The sequence below is a fragment of the Streptomyces sp. UNOB3_S3 genome, from assembly GCF_020740895.1.
In the GTDB taxonomy this organism is placed as follows: domain Bacteria; phylum Actinomycetota; class Actinomycetes; order Streptomycetales; family Streptomycetaceae; genus Streptomyces.
In genome coordinates this window covers 37287-56799 of sequence record NZ_JAILXP010000001.1, presented here as the reverse complement: position 1 = coordinate 56799, position 19513 = coordinate 37287, and the positions used below count along the sequence as shown (strand labels likewise).

13 protein-coding genes are annotated in these 19513 nt (G+C 69.2%); 4 read left to right on the top strand and 9 right to left on the bottom strand.

Annotated features, from left to right (window positions below):
• Positions 1-89: 89 nt before the first annotated feature.
• The 3 genes from K6I33_RS00190 (at position 90) to K6I33_RS00180 (ending at position 10103) form a co-directional block, all read left to right on the top strand.
• A complete protein-coding gene (locus K6I33_RS00190) occupies positions 90-7235 on the top strand; it encodes a LamG domain-containing protein (RefSeq protein WP_229346902.1) in 7146 nt (2381 codons plus the stop codon).
• Positions 7236-7697: 462 nt separating this feature from the next.
• Complete coding sequence (locus tag K6I33_RS00185; RefSeq protein ID WP_229346897.1) at positions 7698-8843, top strand: hypothetical protein; 1146 nt, start codon at positions 7698-7700, stop codon at positions 8841-8843.
• Positions 8844-8966: 123 nt separating this feature from the next.
• A complete protein-coding gene (locus K6I33_RS00180) occupies positions 8967-10103 on the top strand; it encodes a hypothetical protein (protein ID WP_229346896.1) in 1137 nt (378 codons plus the stop codon).
• Positions 10104-10220: 117 nt separating this feature from the next.
• Here K6I33_RS00180 and K6I33_RS00175 read toward each other — a convergent pair whose 3' ends face one another.
• From K6I33_RS00175 to K6I33_RS00150, 6 genes are all read right to left on the bottom strand, one after another.
• Positions 10221-10622 carry a hypothetical protein gene (locus tag K6I33_RS00175; protein WP_229346894.1) on the bottom strand — a complete coding sequence of 134 codons (402 nt, stop codon included), beginning with the start codon at positions 10620-10622 and terminating at the stop codon, positions 10221-10223.
• A gap of 23 nt (positions 10623-10645) precedes the next feature.
• Positions 10646-11248: a transposase family protein gene (locus K6I33_RS00170; protein WP_229346892.1), complete on the bottom strand. Its 603-nt coding sequence runs from the start codon at positions 11246-11248 to the stop codon at positions 10646-10648.
• A 180-nt stretch (positions 11249-11428) separates the two neighbouring features.
• A complete protein-coding gene (locus K6I33_RS00165; protein ID WP_229346891.1) occupies positions 11429-11824 on the bottom strand; it encodes a PPOX class F420-dependent oxidoreductase in 396 nt (131 codons plus the stop codon).
• A gap of 376 nt (positions 11825-12200) precedes the next feature.
• The gene (locus K6I33_RS00160; RefSeq protein WP_229346889.1) at positions 12201-12839 is read right to left on the bottom strand and encodes a hypothetical protein; all 639 of its coding nucleotides are present in this window, start codon (positions 12837-12839) and stop codon (positions 12201-12203) included.
• Positions 12840-13114: 275 nt separating this feature from the next.
• The gene (locus K6I33_RS00155; protein WP_229346888.1) at positions 13115-13801 is read right to left on the bottom strand and encodes a glycosyltransferase; all 687 of its coding nucleotides are present in this window, start codon (positions 13799-13801) and stop codon (positions 13115-13117) included.
• 6 nt (positions 13802-13807) lie between these two features.
• The gene (locus K6I33_RS00150; protein WP_229346887.1) at positions 13808-14065 is read right to left on the bottom strand and encodes a hypothetical protein; all 258 of its coding nucleotides are present in this window, start codon (positions 14063-14065) and stop codon (positions 13808-13810) included.
• Positions 14066-14338: 273 nt separating this feature from the next.
• Here K6I33_RS00150 and K6I33_RS00145 point away from each other — a divergent pair, with 273 nt between their 5' ends.
• Entirely contained in the window at positions 14339-15715 is a 1377-nt protein-coding gene (locus K6I33_RS00145; RefSeq protein ID WP_229346886.1) for a galactosyltransferase-related protein, read from the top strand.
• A 16-nt stretch (positions 15716-15731) separates the two neighbouring features.
• On the opposite strand, the gene K6I33_RS00140 is transcribed toward K6I33_RS00145, so the two are convergent.
• The 3 genes from K6I33_RS00140 to K6I33_RS00130 all read right to left on the bottom strand — a co-directional run bounded on the left by K6I33_RS00140 (position 15732) and on the right by K6I33_RS00130 (position 19425).
• Complete coding sequence (locus K6I33_RS00140; RefSeq protein WP_229346885.1) at positions 15732-17804, bottom strand: MMPL family transporter; 2073 nt, start codon at positions 17802-17804, stop codon at positions 15732-15734.
• A gap of 65 nt (positions 17805-17869) precedes the next feature.
• Positions 17870-19105, bottom strand: coding sequence for a beta-ketoacyl synthase (locus K6I33_RS00135; protein ID WP_229346884.1), 1236 nt, complete (start codon positions 19103-19105; stop codon positions 17870-17872).
• Positions 19102-19425, bottom strand: a complete 324-nt coding sequence (locus K6I33_RS00130; RefSeq protein WP_229346883.1) for an acyl carrier protein — start codon at positions 19423-19425, stop codon at positions 19102-19104. Before K6I33_RS00130 ends, K6I33_RS00135 begins: the two co-directional genes overlap by 4 nt.
• Positions 19426-19513: the final 88 nt, after the last annotated feature.

The following is a 19513-nucleotide window of genomic DNA, read 5'->3' as shown; positions in this document are numbered from 1 at the left end:
GTGCGTCTCACAGCGTCCGCGTGCCGTGAGAGAAGGTTTCGCTTCGTTAGCCAGTCAGTCACCGAGAATCGCCACGCGAAGGGGCGTACATGGGTCCGGAAAGCTCTCGCACCAGGGTCTACGGGGGCAGGCGCTACCTGCACACCGCTCTCGTCCGTCATCAGGGCACGACCGTCGCGCTCGCCATGGACGAGGACCGGCGCATCCACTACAGCGTGCTGGATCTGAACAGCGCCGACGGTCCGAACGTCCAGGGGTCCGCGGACGGGAGCGACCTGGACGTCCACCACTGGTCGGAGGAGCCGCGCGAGCTGCGCTTCCCCCGCGAGCTGGCCCGGACCGGCTACGCGGTCTCCGGCGTCACCCGGATCCCCCGGGTCAAACCCGGATCGCTGGTCGAGGCCGGCGACAACGAGGTGCTCGCCGACGACGAGGTGGACGCCTTCCGTTCGTCCACCGCCCGGCTCACCGCTGCCGCCCCCTTCCAGGCCCTCTCGGACGGCACATACGTCTACGTCTTCCGGCAGTCAGTCGACGCCTCGCACACGGACGCGCTCTTCGCGCTCAAGGACGGCGGGGTCTCCCACAAAGCGGGGCGGGACGACTACCTGACCACGGGGAAGGGCGAAGCGGCGCACCGCGTCCCGCTGGTGGCCAACGGGTTGCTGTGCGACCGGTTCACCCTCGGCGGCGACCGGCTGCATCCGGTCGCCGAGGTCCGCTACCGGCGCAGCAGACACCGCTCCCGTCCCGACTCCGCCAAGGACACCCTGGGCGCCAAGGACATGGACGGCAACGACTTCCATGAGCCCACCCTGCACCTGGCGTTCGCAGGTGAGGTCCGCGACGGCCGGTTCACGGCCCTGCTGCTGCCCACGTCCGTGAGCGAGTTGCGGCGCTGGCAGTTCTTCGTCCATAACCCCGTGGCCCGGCGGATCGAGTCGATCAACGTCGAGCAGTCCGAGGAGGGCCTGTTCAACACCCAGGGCTCCCGTCTCTACACCAGCCCGGACCCGAAGTACCGGGACGCGGTCCTGGAGCGCGGCCCGGGCTCGTGCCCGATTACGCAAAAACCCCTGATACCGGTCGTGCCGGACACCGGCTTCGCCGCGACCGCGCTGCGCTTCGACGCCGGGAGCGAGGCCCGGGTGGAAATCCCGGCACCGGCCGGGATTCCGCTCGGCAGCGGCCCTTACACGATCGAGGCATGGGTGCGCAGGACGGGCGATGGCGCCGCCACCCTGCTGTCGGCGGGAGGACGGAAGGCCCTGGTCGAGCTGTCGTTCACGGCGTCCGGCGAGTTGCGGCTGCGCCACGCCGGGACCTCTGACGAGGCGGTCTCCGCCGCCCGCATCTTCGCGTCGGACACCCACACCCATGTCGCGGTGGTGTACGACGGCGCGCGGGCCACCTTCTTCGTCGACGGTGCGCGGAGCGGCGAGCCGCGCAAGCTGTCTCCCGCGTCGGAGGACGCCAACCGGCTGCTCATCGGCGCGAAGCCCGGCGACGACGGCACCCCCACAGGCTTCTACTCGGGTGAGCTCGACGAGATACGGCTGTGGACCCGGGCCCGCGGAGCCGAGGAACTGGCGCAGGACCGGATGTTCCGCCTGGTGGGCGACGAACCCGGGCTGGCGGCGTACTACCGCTGCGACGACGGCTCGGGCACGACCGTGTACGACCAGACGACACACGGGCTCGACGGCACTCTGACGGGCCCGGTCGGCTGGGTCACCTCCCACGCTCCGGTCGCCGACCACCCCGGCATCCGCAAGGACAGCTTCCGGGTCCCGGGCCGGACCGTCGGCGAAGGGCTGACGGCGGCTCTCTACCACCAGCAGGAACAGGCCGTCACCGGGCACGGGAGCGACGCGAAGCCGGTGAAGCGGCATGCCCGGGTCCTGCTGTCCTTCGCCACGGAAGCGGCGGATTCAGAGGATTCGGCGGAGGGCGGCGACAGCTGTCTGGCGGCGCTTGACTTCGCCCTTTCGCGCGAGGGCCGGCTGGCGCAGGTGCCGGACGTGGTGGAGCTGCCGGCCGTCGGCAAGGCGATGACGCCTGCCGATCGGGAAGAGCCCGACAAGCTGCGGGAAGAGATCAGGAGACTGGAGGGAGAGCTGCGGCAGACCCGCGAGGCGCGTGAGCGGGTGGAGAGGGACGGTGAGAACTCCCCAGAACTCGTGGGGGACCAGGAGTACCTCAAGCGGATACTCGATAATCGGTACTCGGAGGAGGAGCGGCTGTCCGACGGGTCCGACTACGTCATCGACTTCGGTGGGCACCAGTACTTGACCGCTGTGAAGGACAAACAGGGCGAGGACGTGCTCGTCCTGCAGTCCGATGCGGAAAAGGCCGGGTGGACTTTGCTGGAGAGGATGGGGGAGTGGGTTCTGGCCCATGGCCCGACCGGCAGGTACCTGGCCGTCGTGCAGGAAAAGCTCGTACTGAGGGAACAGAGGGAGGGGGTACCGGAGAATCTTGTCTTCGCCGAGGCGTTTTACCTGCGGAACGCTTCCGGGGATTTATTCGAACACCCTGACGGTATGCTCCGTACCCTCCAGGTCAGGGGGCACGATTCCCTGCTGGAAGTGGCTGCCGAGAAAGGTGTCCCGATTCTCCGCCCTGTGCCGAAGACGGGCGAGGGGCAGGAATCGAAGGTGACGTTCGTCGGCTTCGAGCGGGCCGGTATCGAGCAGCGAATCCGTACCATCAGCGGCAGGCTGACCGCGGCGCAGAAGCTGAAGGATGGCAACGACCCCTTCCAGCAACCCATCAAGGAGTACGAAGGGGCCCTGGCCGCCCGGCGGGAGGAGCTCGGCAGGCTCACCAACCGGCTCAGCGGCCACAGCACCCCCTCCCTGCCGATGCCCTTCCTGGGTCAGGACCACCGTGGCCTCGGCTACTCCGGTGCCCTGCTCACCTTCGCGCGCGGGGCCAGGGCGCCGTTCCTGACCGAGAGCGGCGCCGGACATCTGGGCCTGTACTTCCGCGATGCCGACGGCCGCTTCAGCTCCGTCTCCTACGGCACCGACGTCGCCCGCTCGGCCAAGGAACTGCCCGTCACTGCCGGTTCCAAGGTGCTGCTGACCGCCCGTGACGCGGGGCTCGACCTGGCGCGGGTCACCGTGGAGGTCGGCCCGGACACGGTTGGACCGTTCGAGGACCGGTGCACGGTGACCCTGCGCCGGACCGGCACCGACGGAACCGACGGCACCGGGACCGAGGAGGAGGTGTGGACGTTGATGCCGCGCCGGGCCGACCACTTCGCGGACATCCTCACCGGCGTCCGCGGCAACCCGATCGTGATCGGCAAGGCCGCCTCCCTCTCCGGTGGCAAGCTGGCGCTCGCCGACGGCGGTACGAACCAGCCCCTGACGGCCGGCAGCCTGCTGAAGGTCGGCGACCAGGTGTACGTGGTTCCGCAGGAGGCCGAGGAGGGCACCGCACAGCTCGCCCTGTCCCACGGCAGCCCCGATGCCACGGTCGCGCAGGGCATGGAGGTGGAGCTCGTCGCGTACGACCCCTCCCTCGTACGGATCGGCCGCCCCGGCGCTACCGCCGCCCACGGATCGCACTGGGTGACGGCCGCCGTGATCGGCCCCTCCGCCGAGGTCCCGGACGGCGACGCCACCAGCACCGCCCAGGGCAGCCCCGCCTCGTGGTGGGGCGAAGTCCCGGGCCGGGCACTGCGCTTCGGGCCCGGGACGAATCCTGTGAGACTGCCCGACACACGGCTGGACGCCGTCCGCGCGCCCGGCGATCTGACGCTGGAGGCGTGGATCCGTCCCGAAGGCGGCGACGCGAGGGCCCCCATCGTCCTCGCCAACGTCCCCCAGTCCCAGTACGTCCTGGCGCTCAGCAAGCCCACCGTGAAACAGGGCGGGAGCGAGGTGCTGGGCAGCGAGACGCTCGGCACCGCGGTCAGTGCCGTCAAGCAACTCGGGAAACAGGCCATGGGCGCCTCCCGTGACAAGGGAGCGCCGGCACAACGCGGCATCCACACGGGCCGGCGTCCTGTGATCGGCGTCGGCGACCGCTTCGTGCGGGGCGTCGAGCCCGTACCGGACGCCTGGTGGACGCACATCGCCGCCGTGTTCGGCCAGTCCTGGGCGGTGCGGCTGGAGGACCAGGCCTCACTGGAGGTCGAGCACGCGGACGACCTCGACCTCAAGGGCGACCTCACGCTGGAGGTCTTCTTCCGCGCGGACGAGCTGGGCCGGCGCCAGGGGCTGGTGTCCAAGGGGCGGCTGGCCTCGGGCGGCGAGGGAAGCGTCCCTTACCAGCTGGCGATCGCCAAGGACGGCCGGCCGGTCCTGGCCGTGGAACTCGCCGACGGGACCGTCGTACGGGCCTATGCGAACGCCAAGGTGACCGCGGGCCGCTTCCACCGGATCGCGGTGGTCCGCACATCCGGCCGGGAGGTGGTGGAGGAGAAGGGCGAGACGACCGTCGAGGCGACCGGCCCCGACGGCAAGCCCACCAAGCTCACCGTCCAGGCCATCAAGTCCGTGTTCACGCGCCAGTACGTCGATGTGTCCTTCACCCTGGACGGGAAGCCCGCGGGCAGTACCCGCATCGCCATGGAAGCACCGCTGGGCAAGGAAGCCGCGCTGGAGATCGGCTGCGGCTGGGACCGGCAGGACCCCGGCCACTTCACCGGCGAGATCAGCGAGGTGCGGATCTGGAACACCGGCCGTCCCGCCAACTGCCACGGCAAGGCACTGGGACGGAAGGAGAGCGGACTGGTCGCCCACTGGCGCTTCGAGGAGAACGGCGGCGCCACCGCCCGGGACGAGCGCGACGCCCACCCCGCGAAGCTGCGGCACGCGAAGTGGACGAAGAACCCGGACCCCCGGGGTAGTACCTTCCGCCTGTACGTCGACGGCCGCCCCGTGTCCTGCGAGCCGCTCATCAAGGACGAGGCGCTCGGCGACCGGGGCTATGGCTCGCGGCAGTTCACGCTGGGTTCCCGGGGCACCGAGAAAGACGAAACCTGGGGCCGTTTCGTCGGCACCATGGACGAGGTCCGCGTCTGGCGCACCGCACGGACCGAGGAGCAGATCCTCGACAACCTCTTCACCCGGCTGAAGGGTGAGCGGGAGGAACTGCTGGCCCACTACTCCTTCGACGACGCCTCCACCGAACCCGACGCCACGGCCCTGATCGACAACGGCCCGCGCGGCTGCGACCTGCTCCTGCCCGCCACCGGGCGGCCGGAGCCCACGATCTCGTCCGCCCCGGTCTCCGCGGACACACCGGAGGTCCGCACCGTCTTCGCCACCGGCCGGTCCGCCCACGTACAGCGGATCGACGGGGTGCCCGCGGTCACCGAGTACTCCGACCTGCAGAAATTGCCCGGCGGCGACACCCGGGGAGTGCTCAAGCGCTGCTACGGCTACCTCCAGGACGGCCACTGGCACCTGGTCACCGGATTCAAGATCGGCGACCTGGCCACCGAATGGGTCGGCCAGGTCCAGTTCGACCCGCAGGTCATCGGCTACATCGAGGGGGCGCCCCCGGTGCCGTCCGAGAACCTGGTGGCCACCAAGAACCCCCGCAACCTCAGCTACATCAACACCTCGTCGGTGGAGTTCACCCAGGCGGACAAGACCGTGCACGCCCTGTCGTCCTCGCGGCAGAGCAGCGTCGACATGACGTACGCGATGCGACTGGCCCATGAAGTCGACGTCAACACTCTGATGATCACCGCACCGCTCGGCTTCGGCATCGCCAAACCGGTCGCCGAGGGTGGCGCCTCCCTCGGCGTCTCCGGCAACCTGGAGTTCTCCAACGCCTGGGCCGGGCAGACCGACGTCTCCCGGGAGACCGAGACCGCGCGCGCCACCACGGTGGGGCTGTCGGGCGGGTGGGAGAGCGACGACCCCGGCGCCCAGATCGACCCCGAGGGCGGCCGCCGGTTCCAGCCCTCCAACACCGGCTACGCGCTCGTACAGTCCGAGACCGCCGACGTCTACGCGCTGCGCCTGGTCCACAACGGCGCGCTGGTGTCGTACCGCATGCAACCCAACCCGGACATCCCACGGGACTGGAACCTGCTGCCCTTCGCGATCAACCCCCGCTATGTCAAGCAGGGCACCCTCGACGGCACCGTGGGCGTACGGGAGAAGCCGGACCCCGAGCGGAACCTCAAGGCGGGCAAGATCCTCGACCCGGACTACGCGGACGCCACCGGGCGTGGTGAGTTCAGCTACTTCAAGCCCCGTGAGGCCTACTCCCTCAAGCGGCGGCTGATCGAGGAGGAGCAGCGTCACCAGGCGTACTACGAGTCCGTCTCCACCGAGACGGCCGCCGAGGACCCCACCGCCGCCCAGGCGCGCAAGCTGCTCGAGGACTTCACCGGACCGGCTCGCAAGCCCGCCCCCGCACGACGGGACACTGCCGGTGCGGCGCGGTCCGTCGCCCGTCGCAACATCGTCAACACCTATGTATGGACGGCGGACGGCGGATTCTTCGCCGAGAGCACCCAGGCCGCGGACGCGGTCACCGAGACCACCACGGGCTCGTACCACTTCGCCGGCAATGCCGGGGTGTCCTTCGGAACCGGCGTGAAGATCTTCGGTATCGGCGCGGACCTCCATCTGGACGCCTCACTGGGCGGCAGCCTCAACCGGACCCGTTCCCGGAGCAAGGAGTCCACGCGCTCCTTCGCCCTCACGGTCAAGTGCGATCCCCCCGGCGACATGCAGAAGTACGTCGTGGCCGAGGGGAGCAAGGGCCCGGGGAAGGACCCCGACCCGGTGTACGAGAACGGCAAACCGGTCGAGGTCAAGGGCCGCGTCAACGCCTACCGGTTCATGACCTTCTACCTGGACTCCGACAAGGAGAACTTCGAGGACCTCTACGGGAAGGTCATCGACCCGACCTGGCTCAAGGGCTCCGACCCCAACGCCGCGGCCCTGCGACAGGCTCGGCAGTCGGAGACCAAGCCGCCGTGCTGGCGCGTCCTCCACCGGGTGACCTTCGTCAGCCGTCAGCTCCCCGGCGTCCTCCCGGACGACGCCCCGGCGCTGGACAAGGCCATGGTCGTCGAGAAGGTCTCCAGCAGCTACGAACTGATCCGCCGGCTGGACCCCTTCGTCAAACCCCATCTGCACGACCACCGGTCGATGGCCCAGGCCGTACGGGACGCGATCAAGGACCAGCTCCCCGAACTGACCCCGCACGAGAACGACGTGATCGACTTCTTCGCCCGCTACTACGACATCCAGCCCTGATCCACCCCCGCTCGCGGCCCGGCCGTCATCACGAGGCGAGGTCAGGCGTATGCCTCTTCGCTGATCCTGATGACGGCGGGCCGACTGCCCGCGTCCGTTTGCTCCTGGAGCTGCTGACGTTAACCTCCGCCAGGGAGCAACCAGCCATCTCTCACGGCACACTGTTCGCTCAAGCACTCACCTGATACGGCCTGAGCCCCGGCCACACCACCTTGTCGACGGCCGTCCGGCCCGATCAATGCGGCCCACGTGCACCGCGGCCCGGTGAGTACGGTGCGCGGAGAGAACTGGTGGACGTGGCGAATTCATGCTGATCCCGAAAACCGGCGGTTGTTATCCGTAACCCGCGCGAGCATCATGTCGGAACTGGTTCTCCCAGTGGCAAAGAACGGACCATGGCCCGCAAAAGGAAGCTGTCCGGACTTTCCTCCCGTCCAGAACGCCACGAAGGGAAGACGTCCCATGTCGTTCATCACGGTACAGAACCAGCTCTACAACGCACTGGCCCAAGGACTGGGCCAGTCGGATCAGACCTTCCAGCTCCTCCAGCCGGCGGCTCCTCTCCCTGCGGAGGGCGGGGACAAATTCCTCTGGTCCTTCCTCAACAACATACCGCCGCTCTCGCTGGACCAGAACTACACCCAGAGCGGCGGGAACCAGCTCTTCACCGACTACAAGGGGGTCATGTCCGCGCTGCGGCCGGCGACGAAGATCGATGTCAAGCAGGAGATCGGCGAGGAGAACTTCCAGAATTTCGTGAAGTATCTGCAGTCGCTGAAGCCGATACCTCCGGCGAACCAGTTCCCCGACATCTTCTTCAACTGGGCGATGGTGAACGCGCCCGACGTCGCGCAGCAGGGGGCGTCGGCGTACGCGGCGATCATCCTCGACCCGATCGGCTCCGCGCAGCAGTCCCTGATGCCCTACATGCAGAGACCGCCCGCGCCCCCGGACTGGGCCCGGGGCTACGACGCCCTGGTGCAGGATCTCTCGCAGGCGCCCCAGCGGGCTTTCGAGATGCGCAGCTCGACCACGAGCTCGGACGTGAGCAGATCGTGGTCCGCCGGGCGGCGCTCCGTGCTGTTCGGCCTGTGGAGAGGCAGTGAGAGCACCGAGCGGCTGAGTGAATTCTTCGCGCAGAGCGAGATCAGCGTCAAGGCCTCCTTCGGGCACGTGATGAGCTTCCAGACGAACGCCGGAGCCTGGTACTCCTCGTCCGCCCTCGGCACTGCCTACACCAAGAAGGGCGACCCTCCGTGGCGCAGCGGCAGTGCGATCACCTGGGACAACACATTCGGGGCCTCGGGAAATATCCAACGGGTCACGGTCAATCTCCTGGTGGCCGACGCCATGGAAATCAGCGTGACCGCCAGGACTTCGTTCAGCCAGCAGGACCAGCAAATAATCCGGGGCAACTCGCGCTTCGGGCTCTGGCCGTTCTACAACGGCAGCGGAGAGTACGGAATGACGACGAATACGCAATTCAGCGGTGGGGGTGAGACCACGCTCACCACCAAGTCCTCTCCCGGCGTTCCGGTGCTGATCGGGGTCAACGTCCTGCCGATCGGCCGCTTCCTCGGCTATACGTCGGCAGCGCGTGAGCGGTAGCGCCTGGTTCGGAGGCGACGCCGATGACCTGACCGGCCAGGGGCCGGCGGCCCCCGGCCGGTCAGGAATGCCCAGCGAAAGGTCAGCGCCATGCCAACCGTGCCGCCGCCACCGCCCGACCCGATGAGCGAGCTCCAGAACCGCTGGTACAACGTCGTGTTGAAGAACTTGACGACTTCTCCGTCGCTCACCCAACTCATCCAGCCCGCGCCCCCACTGGAACCCTCCGATACCGCTCTGTGGGCCCGTGAGAACACCGTCCCGCCCGCATCCCTGACCTTCAACCGGCAGATGGTCGAGAGCGCGTTCTTCTTCGACGAGTACGCCACCGTGATTCAGGCGCTGTCCGTCCCGGAGAGCACTCTCGTGACGGTGATCGGCTCGGGAGTCCATCAGGACTGGCTCAAGTATCTCAAGGGACTGACGCCCCAGCCGGACGAGGACAGGCTGCCCGATGTCTTCTACGCCTGGGCGATGACCTACCACCCGGAAGTCGCGAACGAAGGCGTGTCCGCACTGCGGGACATCGTGCGCCTGAGAGTCCTGCAGAGGCTTCTCCGCTCCTATCAGGGGCCGCCCCCGAGACCCGCCGAGTACCTGGGCGGCAGCAGGGAGTTGCTGAGCATGCTCAGCAACTCGCGATCCGCGACGATTTCCTTCGACAGTGCGACAACGAGCGGGGATGTTTCCGGCACTTGGACCAGAGGGGTGAACAAGGACTTCTCGGGACTGTGGGCCGGTGCCGATCGGCTTGACGCGACCACCACCAGATTCGCCCGAAGCGTGGTGACCGTCGAAGCCGAACTGGGTGGGTATGTCGTCTGGCCGGTCAATCCAGACCCCCGCTGGTACGACTCGAGCCAGCTTCACGAGGCGTACACGAAGCACTCGAGTCCACCATGGGCCGCCAATCCTCAGACGCACTGGGACATGGCGTTCGGTGAGAAGTCCGGGAGGCTCCAGCGGGCGATCGCCTCGCTGCTGGTCGTGGAGAGACTCACGAGCGTGGTCACCTCGGACGCCGCGTTCCCTCCCGAGGACCAGCAGGTCATCAAGGCCAAAGCGGCTGCCGGCCTGTGGCCGTTCTTCGTTCCGACCGGCGACGGCGTCACCAACAAGGCCGACTTCGACGGCGGGAAGCTGAGACTCACGACCACCGCCCCGGCGGGCAAACCACTGGTCATCGGCGCCCATGTTCTCCCCACCGCCAGGTATCTCGGCGGTTCGAGCGCCATCCCCGGGGAACGCGACCTCTGCTGAAGTACCGGCGTGGACTCCACCACCACCCGCGCCCACCACGGGCCGGCAGCACGTTCGGCTGCGCGTACTGGGCACAGGAAAGGAAAACTTGGACGAGATCTTCACCCGCGACACCGTCTACTTCCGGATGCCCGAGGAGAAGAGCGGCGACAGGCCAAGCTCGACTCGGGGCTGAAGCAGCTGGGTAGCGAGATTACCGCCCTCGCGGATGTATGGATCCATCACGATGGACGCATCACTCGTACCCTGCTCAGCAGCGGCATGGGACGAATCGAAATCAAGATGACGACCGACTTCACCGACCTGGGCAAGCCTGTTGAGACCCCGGCGGAGTTCGGTGCTCGCCTTGCGGCGCGTGGGTCTGCGGGCGGCGCGGCCGGAGACGAGTCCGGCGATGGCGCGGTGGGTCGCGGCATAGGTTTCGCGCCGTCCGGTGTATCGCTGGAGCGGACGCCACCGGCGGTGCTCGGCATTCGCGTGCTCGACGCAGATCCGACGGGAGGACTGGCGGCGCTTCATCTCGCGCCAGCCGTGCTGCTCGGTCAGCGGTGCGTCATCATCGTGGCCTTTCGTCTTCCTCGGCGGGGCCGAGACCTGTTCGGGAAACTCGTTCGCCAGGCCCCGGTAGCCGTCGTCGACCTTGGCTTGACGCCGGGGCGTTGGCGGAACTGCTCGGCGATGTCCTCGGTGCGCATCGCGGTCTGGTCATGCATCCTGCCGGGCCGGGTGGCCCCGGACCACAGGGTGCGGCCCTGACCGTCGCTGATGGTCGTCGTCTTGATGGTGTCCTGCCTGCGCTTGCCGGAGATGAACGCCCGCCGCCCGGGTCTGCCTGCTCTCGGGCGGCGGACCTGGGTCTCCATCCCATCGATTCGCAAAGTGACGTTCTCGGCCTCGGCGTAGGCGAACACGTCCTCCAAGGTGCGCAGTCGCAGCCCGGGTTGGTTGGGGACGGCGAAGCCACGCTCGGCGAGCAGGGGTCGGATCTCGGCGATCGCCCGGCCGATGGTGGACGAACCCACCTCGTAGATCACGCCGAGTGCGGCATGGGTGAGCCCGGTCCGTAGATGCACCAGCGTGGCCGGCAGCCGGTCGACGAAGACCAGTTCGTACTTCGGCCCGGCTCCGGCGTTCCGTTGCCGCACACCCCCGCGCCGGTCCCGGCGCCCGGACTCGCATCGCGCCTCCCAGCGCGCGGCGAGCTCCCACAGAAGGCAGAATGGGACATGGCCGTGCGTGCCTGACTCGTCATCACACCCGACTCGACTCGCGTGGCCTTCGCCATGTGCCCACCTGTGACCAGGATCAATCGCGGGGGCAGTCCGTTAGGCGGAGAAACCAGTGACCTTGTTCGGCGTCACCCGCACGATAAGCCGGAGTACTTCCTCCGGCTCGGCCGGCGGGTTCTCACCGAGGTACTTCTGCGAGAGCGTGCGAGGCAGCGCCTTCTCCCGGTCCTCGATCAGCTCGGCGGTGCCCCGGATGTCTACAGACTGGTACGGGTTCTCGGTATCGAAGACGGTAAGGCTGACCCGCGGGTCCCGGGCGAGATTCCTGGCCTTCTGGCGCCCCGCCGTAGTGGAGAAGAGCACCGTGTCTCCGTCCCTCGCGATCCATACCACCGAGGTCTGCGGCCCACCGTCCCGGTTCAGCGTCGCGACAGTGGCGAAGTTCCTCCCGTCCAGCAGTTTGCGCGTCCCCTCGTTAAACGTTGCCGACACAGGTCCCACCCTTCTGTTCAACACTCCGAGTTGTTCACTGCTGATGCAGAACAGGCATGAAGATCGAATTCTTCCCACCACAGGGCCGAGGACTGCTGACCTCAGCCACGGCACCGGACCTCGCTGGTACCGCAGACGGCGCCGAGACGAGTGCGGCCGCCGCTGATGATCACGCATTGTGCGGACCGGTGAAGAGACAGTGACGGCGGGCCCAGCAGAGATCCTGCCCGTCGGTAGGAGATGTTTGACGCTCTGACGGGGCGTATCGCAGGTCAGCCCGTAAGCGTGAGGTGCGACGCCGGGGCGGCCGGCCCAGGATCGGCCGCCGCCGCGGGCCGGGGCCGGTCGCGTGTGGCGGCCTGGGCCCCGGGGACCGTCAGTAGTACCGCGGGCCGGAGTCGGTGGCCCGCACGGGCTGGGGGTAGCCCACAGGCTTCTTCCCCTTGCTGACCACCTCACAGGCGTACTTGGACTGCGTGTCGAGCGGCACCAGTACGGCCTTGGGGATGTCGTTGCACAAGGCGTAGTCGATGCTGTCGCGGTAGTTGCCGTAGAGCAACCGGGCGACGCCGTCGCGAGTGAGGATGCCCTGGCGCGGGGTCGCCGTGAAAGTCACATAGTTCCGCGAGAAGGCGGACTTCTCGCCGATGCTCACGTCCCACTCCACCTCCAGGCCCTCGAAAGCGGTCTTGCAGGTCACCCGCGCCCCGCTCTTCGACTCCAGGTCCTTGGGGCACTCGGCGGTGATGCTGCCCACTGCGCGGGCCATGTCCCGGGTCTTGCGGCGCAGCTCGTAGGCGAGGTTCTCGCTGAAGGGAGCGTCGGCGGCGGGGGACGGCTGCAGTTGTTCGTCGGGCAGGGTCGGTGGCTTCTCCAGCCTCTGCGGCAGCACGGTGGCCGACGGCATGGCTTTGGCGCTGCCACGGTCCTTGCCGCTGGGCTCCTCGCTCCCGCACGCGGTGGCGAGCAGGCACACCGAACCGGCCATGAGCACTGACACGATCTTCGATCTCACGGCCGCCACCCTAACCCCATGGCCATGACATGACATGATCCGCGAGGTCTGCCGCACGGACCGCATAGATCGCATGGACAGCGTCCGTACAGCCTGGCCGAGGATCATCTGCTCCGGCTCGGTCGTATGAGGTATTCGTCGCGCAGGTGGGTGACTGACCCGCCTCTTCCCCCGAGAGTGTCTGCCCGGCCCGAGCCCCTACAGTCCCGTGGGGCGCCGGCGCGTCAGCCACGTCTGGCGGCGCATGGTGAGCAGGCCGACGAGGTCAAGGTTCCTCAGTACGAGATCGATGGTGACCTGGGCGGCGATGTGCCACCGGGGGAGGGCGTGCCGGCGCGCGAACTTCCGTGCCGTGGCCGCCTGGCGCAGGGGTAGGGATACCGCCAGCCCCAGCCCGTGACGAGCGCGGTGAGTCGCACGCGCCAGAAGTTACGGGCGTTTCTCAGCCGCTGGCCGAGGAATTCCCGGCCGGTGCCCGGGTAGCGTGACCACACCTTGGCAGTGCGCTGGAAGACGGTGCGGTAGCCGGCCCGCAGGGTCAGTTCGGTGAGCCGGGTGTCGTCCCCGACGGCGCACCGGCGCCCGAGGAAGGATTCGTTCACAAAGGCGTCCGCGACGTCCGTGAGCACCGTACGCCGGTAGATCGCGGTGCGTCCGATGAGGCACATCATGGCCTGCCCCGCCACAGTGAACGCGGGCAGCCTGCCCTGTCCCTTGAAGCGTTCTCCCGCGAACTCCCAGACGCTGTCCGGGTCGAGCGCGTACTGGGCGGTCGCGACGCCGCCCACCCGGGGGTCGGCGAACGGGGCACGGACCGCGTCCGCCGCACCGGGTGCCCAGACGACGTCGGAATCGACGAGTGCCACCAGTTCGGCGGAGACGGCCTGCCATCCCCGCCGCAATGCCTCGCGCTTGTCCGCCTTGTCGGTGCTGAGGACGCGCACGGGAAGGCGGCGCGCCACGTCGAGTCAGGAATGGTCGTCCTCGTGGATCACGCAGACGACTTCGGACACCCCGTCGGCCAGCCACGATTCCAGGGCACGCCGGAAGAGCGACGGGTCCTCACGGTAGACGGGCGAGACCACGGCGAGCGGCCGGTCGTACGCGGCCGTCACGGGCCGGTAGCGCAGTCCCACCCGTCGATGGGCCGCGTTCACGGCCCACCCCAGGGCGGCGAGGGCGGCGGGCGGAGCGCCGGCCAGGAAGTACGGTGCGAATTCGGGCACGGTGTGGTCCTCCGGCGCTCCGGCAGACGAGGTGGCGGACGGGACGGCGGAGAGGTGGCGGATGAGGCGGCAAGGCGTGATCAGTGGGCGTTCTCCGCAGTCAACGGTTCCCGGACACACGGGAATTGGAACGCGCCGCTGCCCTCATGTCGGGTTCTTGCCGGTCGGTCAGCCGGCGGGCGCGAGGGCGTCCCCGGGGCCCGGTGCAACCCGCCGGGCGATCTGCCATGCTGCCGACTATGGTCGGCACACCTTCCTCGCCGGGCCGGGAGAGTGTTTCCGGACCACGGGAATCACCGGCGCCAGCCCGTATCGTGCTGCAACGCCATCAACGGCGTCGGGGCCGGACACCTGGCCCGTCAAACAGCGCTGGCGCGGCATCTGCGGTCGCGGCACCCCGGGCTGGATCCGGTCATTCTCGGTTCCGGTGCCGCCGTGTACGAAATCTGCGGCGAGGTGCCGGTGGTCGAGCTGCCTTCGATGGGACGCATGAGGCGGTACCGCGACGAGCCGGCCCATCCCGACATGCTGGCCACCATCACGGCGATGGTGCACGCGGCGCTGGCGGGACTGCGCCCGCGAGTGGTCGTCCACGACACCCTGGTATGGCCGACGGTCGAGCGGGCGGCGGCGGTGGCCGGCGCGCGACAGGCGATCTGCCTGCGGCCGCGCCGGGACCTCGACGAGTACCTGGCGCGGCCGGACTGCCCGCTGCGGCGGATGGACTTCGTCTTCGTTCCCGACGACCCGGCCGGGCACCCGCGCTTCGAGCGACAACTCGAAGCCGCCGGGATCCGGGCCGTCTGGACCGGGCCGGTCTTCCGGACCGCCGTGCACGACGCGGCGCGCACGCGCGAAAAGCTGGGCGTCACCGCCGCGGAACGGCTGGTGGTGGTGATGTCCGGCGGCGGACGCGGCAACGGGGACGAAGCGCGCGAGCACTTCTGCCGCACCCTGGCCGCCGTGGCGGGAGTCGCTCGACCAGGTGGGGGAGCGGCTGGTGCGGCTGTCGCGCGAGGACGGGGATGTCGCCCGGGGCCTTGCGGAGCAGTTCACGTACCGCTGAGCGGCAGGGCGATTCAGTGGAAGGCGGGATGCGGGTGGCCGCGGAGAAGATCTCCTACTGCACGACGTGCAAGAACCGCCTCTGGCAACTTCGCCGCGACCGGCCGCTATCTCGTCAACCTCGATGCCGACAACTACATCGGTGACACCATCCCCACCTGGCGCGCCCTCTGGGAAGGGGATCCGGATCTGGTGATCCGGGGTTTCAGTCCCAACGCGGACGGCCGCCTGGACCCCGGCAACGGTTCGTACGGGCGTATCGGACTCTCCCGCGCCGCCTTCGACAAGCTCGGCGGATACGACGAGGAGTTGCTTCCGATGGGCTGCCAGGACAGCGATCTGGTGGATCGGGCGCGTGCCCACGGCATGCGCGTCGTCCGTGTTCCCCAGCAGGTGCCGTTCGCCATCCGCAACGTCCAGGCCGAGAAGGTGAAGTACACCGGCACCGCCTTGAGCTGGTATGACATGTGGCAGCGGAACCTCCGCCACGCGGAGGACAACCTGCGTCTCGGGCGGCTCACGGTGAACAACGACCGCGCACCGGTCAAGGTCCTGCTCAATTTCACCCAGCCGATAGAACTCTGACCCACAGGCGAGGACCTTAGTTCTTTGTCCTCCGTAGGAGGTCCGGGAGCCACCAGTTGGCGTTCCCCAGCAGGTGCATGGCGGCCGGCACGAGGAGCAGGCGCATGAGTGTGGCGTCGATGATCACGCTGGCGCCCAGGCCCAGAGCGATCATTTTGATGACGACGTCGGTGCTGAGCAGAAAGGCGAGGAAGACGCTGGTCATGATGGCTGCGGCGCTCGTGATGACGCGAGCGGTGGCCGCGAGGCCGGTGGCGACGCTCTCGTGGTTGTCCCCCGTGCGGAGCCAGGTCTCACGGATGCGGACGATCAGGAAGATCTCGTAGTCCATGGACAGTCCGAAGACGATGGCGAGTACCAGGACCGGTACGTAGGGCTCGATGGGGACGGGCTCGGTGACGCCGACGAGGGAGCCGCCCCAGCCTTTCTGGAAGACGGCGACGACCACTCCGAGCGCCGCGCCGATGGAGAACAGGTTGAGGAAGGCGGCCTTCGCCGCGACGAGCAGACCGCGGAAGGTGACGAGAAGCAGGAGGAAGGCTGTGCCGGTCACGAAGGCGGTGATCGTGGGCAGGTTCCCGAGCAGCACGTCGGCGAAGGTGAGCCGGGCGGCGGTGAGACCGGTGGCGTAGCCGCGCGCTCCGGTGCCCGCGAGGGCTTTGGGCAGGACGGTGCGGTCGAGGCGGTGGAGCAGGTCGGCGGTTCTGCGGTCCTGGGGGCCGTGCTCCGGAATGACGGTCGTGATGAGGAGGGCGCGGTCGGCGGTGGGCGTCGGCGTGCCGACCGCCGCGACACCCGGGGTCCGCGTCAGGGCTGTGGAGAGGGAGCCGGCCGACGGGCCCGGTTCCGCGCCGGTCCGGGCGGGGCGGAGTTCGACGACGACGGTGAACGGGCCGTTGGCGCCCGGGCCGAAGTTCTTCGCGATGAGCTCGTAGGCGCGCCTGTCGGTGTAACGGCCGGGCGTGGAACCGGCGTCGATGTGACCCAGGCGCACGGACGCGAGCGGGATGCTCAGCGTTCCCACCGTGAGAACACCGATGGCGAGGAAACGGCACGGGCGCCGGCCGAGGGTGCGGGACCACCGATACCAGAGGTCCGCGGTGCCGGTGGCCTCGTCGACGGGACGGCCGAGGCGGAAGCGGTCGATGTTCCGGCCGAGCAGCCCGAAGAGGGCCGGGGCGAGAGTGAGCGAGGCAGCGGCGGCCACCAGTACGGTGACTCCGGCGGCGGCCGCGAGCGTGGCGATGAAGCCGGTGCCGGAGAGGCAGAGGCCGGTCAGCGCCAGGATCACGGCCGCGACGGCGATCAGTACGGCATGGCCGCCGGTGGCCATCGCGGCCCCGGCGGCTTCGACCGGATCACCGGTCTCACGCAGCACGCAGCGATGGCGCGTGGTCAGGAAGAGCGTGTAGTCCAGCCCGGCACCGAGGCCCATCATGGTGGCCACCGTCGGGGACGGTGTGGCGAAGGTGAACGCGTTGGCCAGCAGGCCGAGCAGGCTGAGCCCGACGAGCAGTGCCACCATCGAGGTGACGAGAGGAATCGCGGCCGCCGCGACACTGCCGAAGCCCAGGATCAGCACGGCCACCGCGGTCACGAGACCGATCAGCTCCGACAGCCGGTCGTCCCCCGGAGGACGCGCCAGCTCTCCGAGCGGACTTCCGTACTCGACGGTGATGCCGTCGGCGCGCAGTGGCTCCACCGCCTCGTCGACGCGCGTGAGGTAGGACGCGCCGTACGCGCTCGGGAAGTCCGCGAGCCGGACCGTGAAACACCCGGTCCTCCCGTCCTGCGAGAGCCCTCCCGGGGTGGTGAGCGGAGCCGCTACGGACAGCACGTGGGGGAGACGCGACAGGGCGGCTCCCGCGGCGTCGAGAGCCTGTCGATGCGCCGTCAGCTTCCCCGTCCGGGCCTGGACGACGAGCTGCGAGGCGACACCGCGCAGGTCGCCGTCCGCGGTGGCCGTGATCAGGTCGGCCCCGCGTTGAACGGACGTCCCGGGCAAGGAGTAGTCGTCCCGGTACGTTCCGCCCCGGACGGCGTCGAACGTGACCAGTGTGCCGAGCACCAGCAGCCAAGAGGCGATCACGCGCCAGGGGTGCCGGGCACACCAGCGGCCCCCGTGGCCGAGCCGTCGACCCGGCGGCGCGGTCGTCATGCCGCGCGGAAGGCCAGTACCGCGTTCTGGCCTCCGAAGCCGAAGGAGTTGCTGACCACGGCACCCACCGCTGTGCGCCGGGGCGCCGCGGTGACCACGTCGAGGTCGATGGCCGGGTCCAGGGCGACGAGATTGGGGGTGGGCGGGATGATCTGGTACCGCAGGACCAACGCCGCGCACACCGCCTGAATGCCGCCCGAGCCGCCGGCCGCGTGCCCCAGGACTGCCTTCAACGCGGTGACCGGAGGGGCCTTCTTACCGAAGACCGCTCTCAACGCACGGTATTCGGCGAGGTCGTTGGCCGTGGTCGAGGTGCCGTGAGCGTTCACATGGCCGATGTCGGACGGGGCGAGACCGGCGTCGGCCAGGGCGCCGCGCAGCGCCTCGGCCGCGCCGCGACCGCCGGGGTGGGGTGCCGTCATGTGGTGGGCATCGCACGAGGCGCCGTACCCGGCGAGGTACGCGTACGGGGAGACGCCCCGGGCGCGGGCGTGTGCCGCCCGTTCGAGCACGAGCACCCCGGCGCCCTCTCCGAGGACGAAACCGTCGCGCCCGGCGTCGAAGGGCCGTGACGCGGCGCCCGGATCGGACCGGCGGGTGGACAGCGCCCTCATCTGGTGGAAGCACACGGCAGCGCTGCGCGTGCGCATCGACTCGCTGCCACCGACGATCGCGATGTCGCAGACACCGGACCGCACGAGGCCGTAGCCCAGGCCGACCGCCGTGGCGCCGGAGGCACAGGCGGTCGAGACGGACAGGTTCGGCCCGCGGGCACCGAGGTCGATGCCGATCTCCCCGGCGGACATATTGGGCATGCTGCGCATCAATGCCATCGGAGACACCTTCTCCGGCGTGCCGGCGGCCATCAGTGCGTAGACCCGCTCGTGGTGTTCGGTGCTCGCGCTGGCCGTGCCCATGACGACGGCGACGCGGGAGGAGTCCCATCGGGAGGTGTCCAGCAGCGCGTCGGCGACGGCCTCGCGGGCCGCGCTCACCGCCATGCCCGTATAGCGGTCGAGCCGGGCGGCGAGGCGCGGTCCCAGACGTGCGGAGACATCGAAGGGAGCCGGGCAGGAGAAGTCGACGGCCAGTCCGGCGAGCAGCGGATCGGGCACCGCGCGCGGTATTCCCGAGAGGAGACCGGCCCATGTTTCCGGCGCCGTCGGACCGGCCGGAGTCACCGCTCCGAGCCCGGTGACGGCCACGTCCGTGCTGTCCGCGGTCCGCCTCACCGGCTGTCTCCGGCCTCCTCCGGCACGGGGGCGGACGGGGCGGACGGAGCGGACGGGGCGGTACCGGTGTGCGACGCGGCGCCGATGATCCGGGCCGCCTCGCCGAGCGAGGTGCTCATGGCGAAGTCCTCCAACGTGACGGTGTCGGGCACGTGTTCGGCGAGGACCAGCGAGACCTCCAGCATGGAGACGGAGTCGAGCCCGAGCTCGGCGAAGGTACGGCCCGGCCCGAGCTCCTGGGGGACGCAGCCGATCCTCTCCACGAGAGCCTGGACGAGAAGGGCGTAGACGCGGTCGTGGCCGTCTTGGCTGTGGGGCATGGACGGGATTCCTCGGGCGGTCGAGGTCCGGGAGGACCGGGGGAGACTGAACAGGGCCACGGGTGAACAGGTCCACAGGTGATGGGCC

What these genes read in the sequence shown, in the direction of transcription:
- K6I33_RS00190 (WP_229346902.1), top strand. Translation starts at nt 90, where the DNA reads ATGGGTCCGGAAAGCTCTCGCACCAGGGTCTACGGGGGCAGGCGCTAC.
- K6I33_RS00185 (WP_229346897.1), top strand. Translation starts at nt 7,698, where the DNA reads ATGTCGTTCATCACGGTACAGAACCAGCTCTACAACGCACTGGCCCAA.
- K6I33_RS00180 (WP_229346896.1), top strand. Translation starts at nt 8,967, where the DNA reads ATGAGCGAGCTCCAGAACCGCTGGTACAACGTCGTGTTGAAGAACTTG.
- K6I33_RS00175 (WP_229346894.1), bottom strand. Translation starts at nt 10,622, where the DNA reads ATGAAGCGCCGCCAGTCCTCCCGTCGGATCTGCGTCGAGCACGCGAAT.
- K6I33_RS00130 (WP_229346883.1), bottom strand. Translation starts at nt 19,425, where the DNA reads ATGCCCCACAGCCAAGACGGCCACGACCGCGTCTACGCCCTTCTCGTC.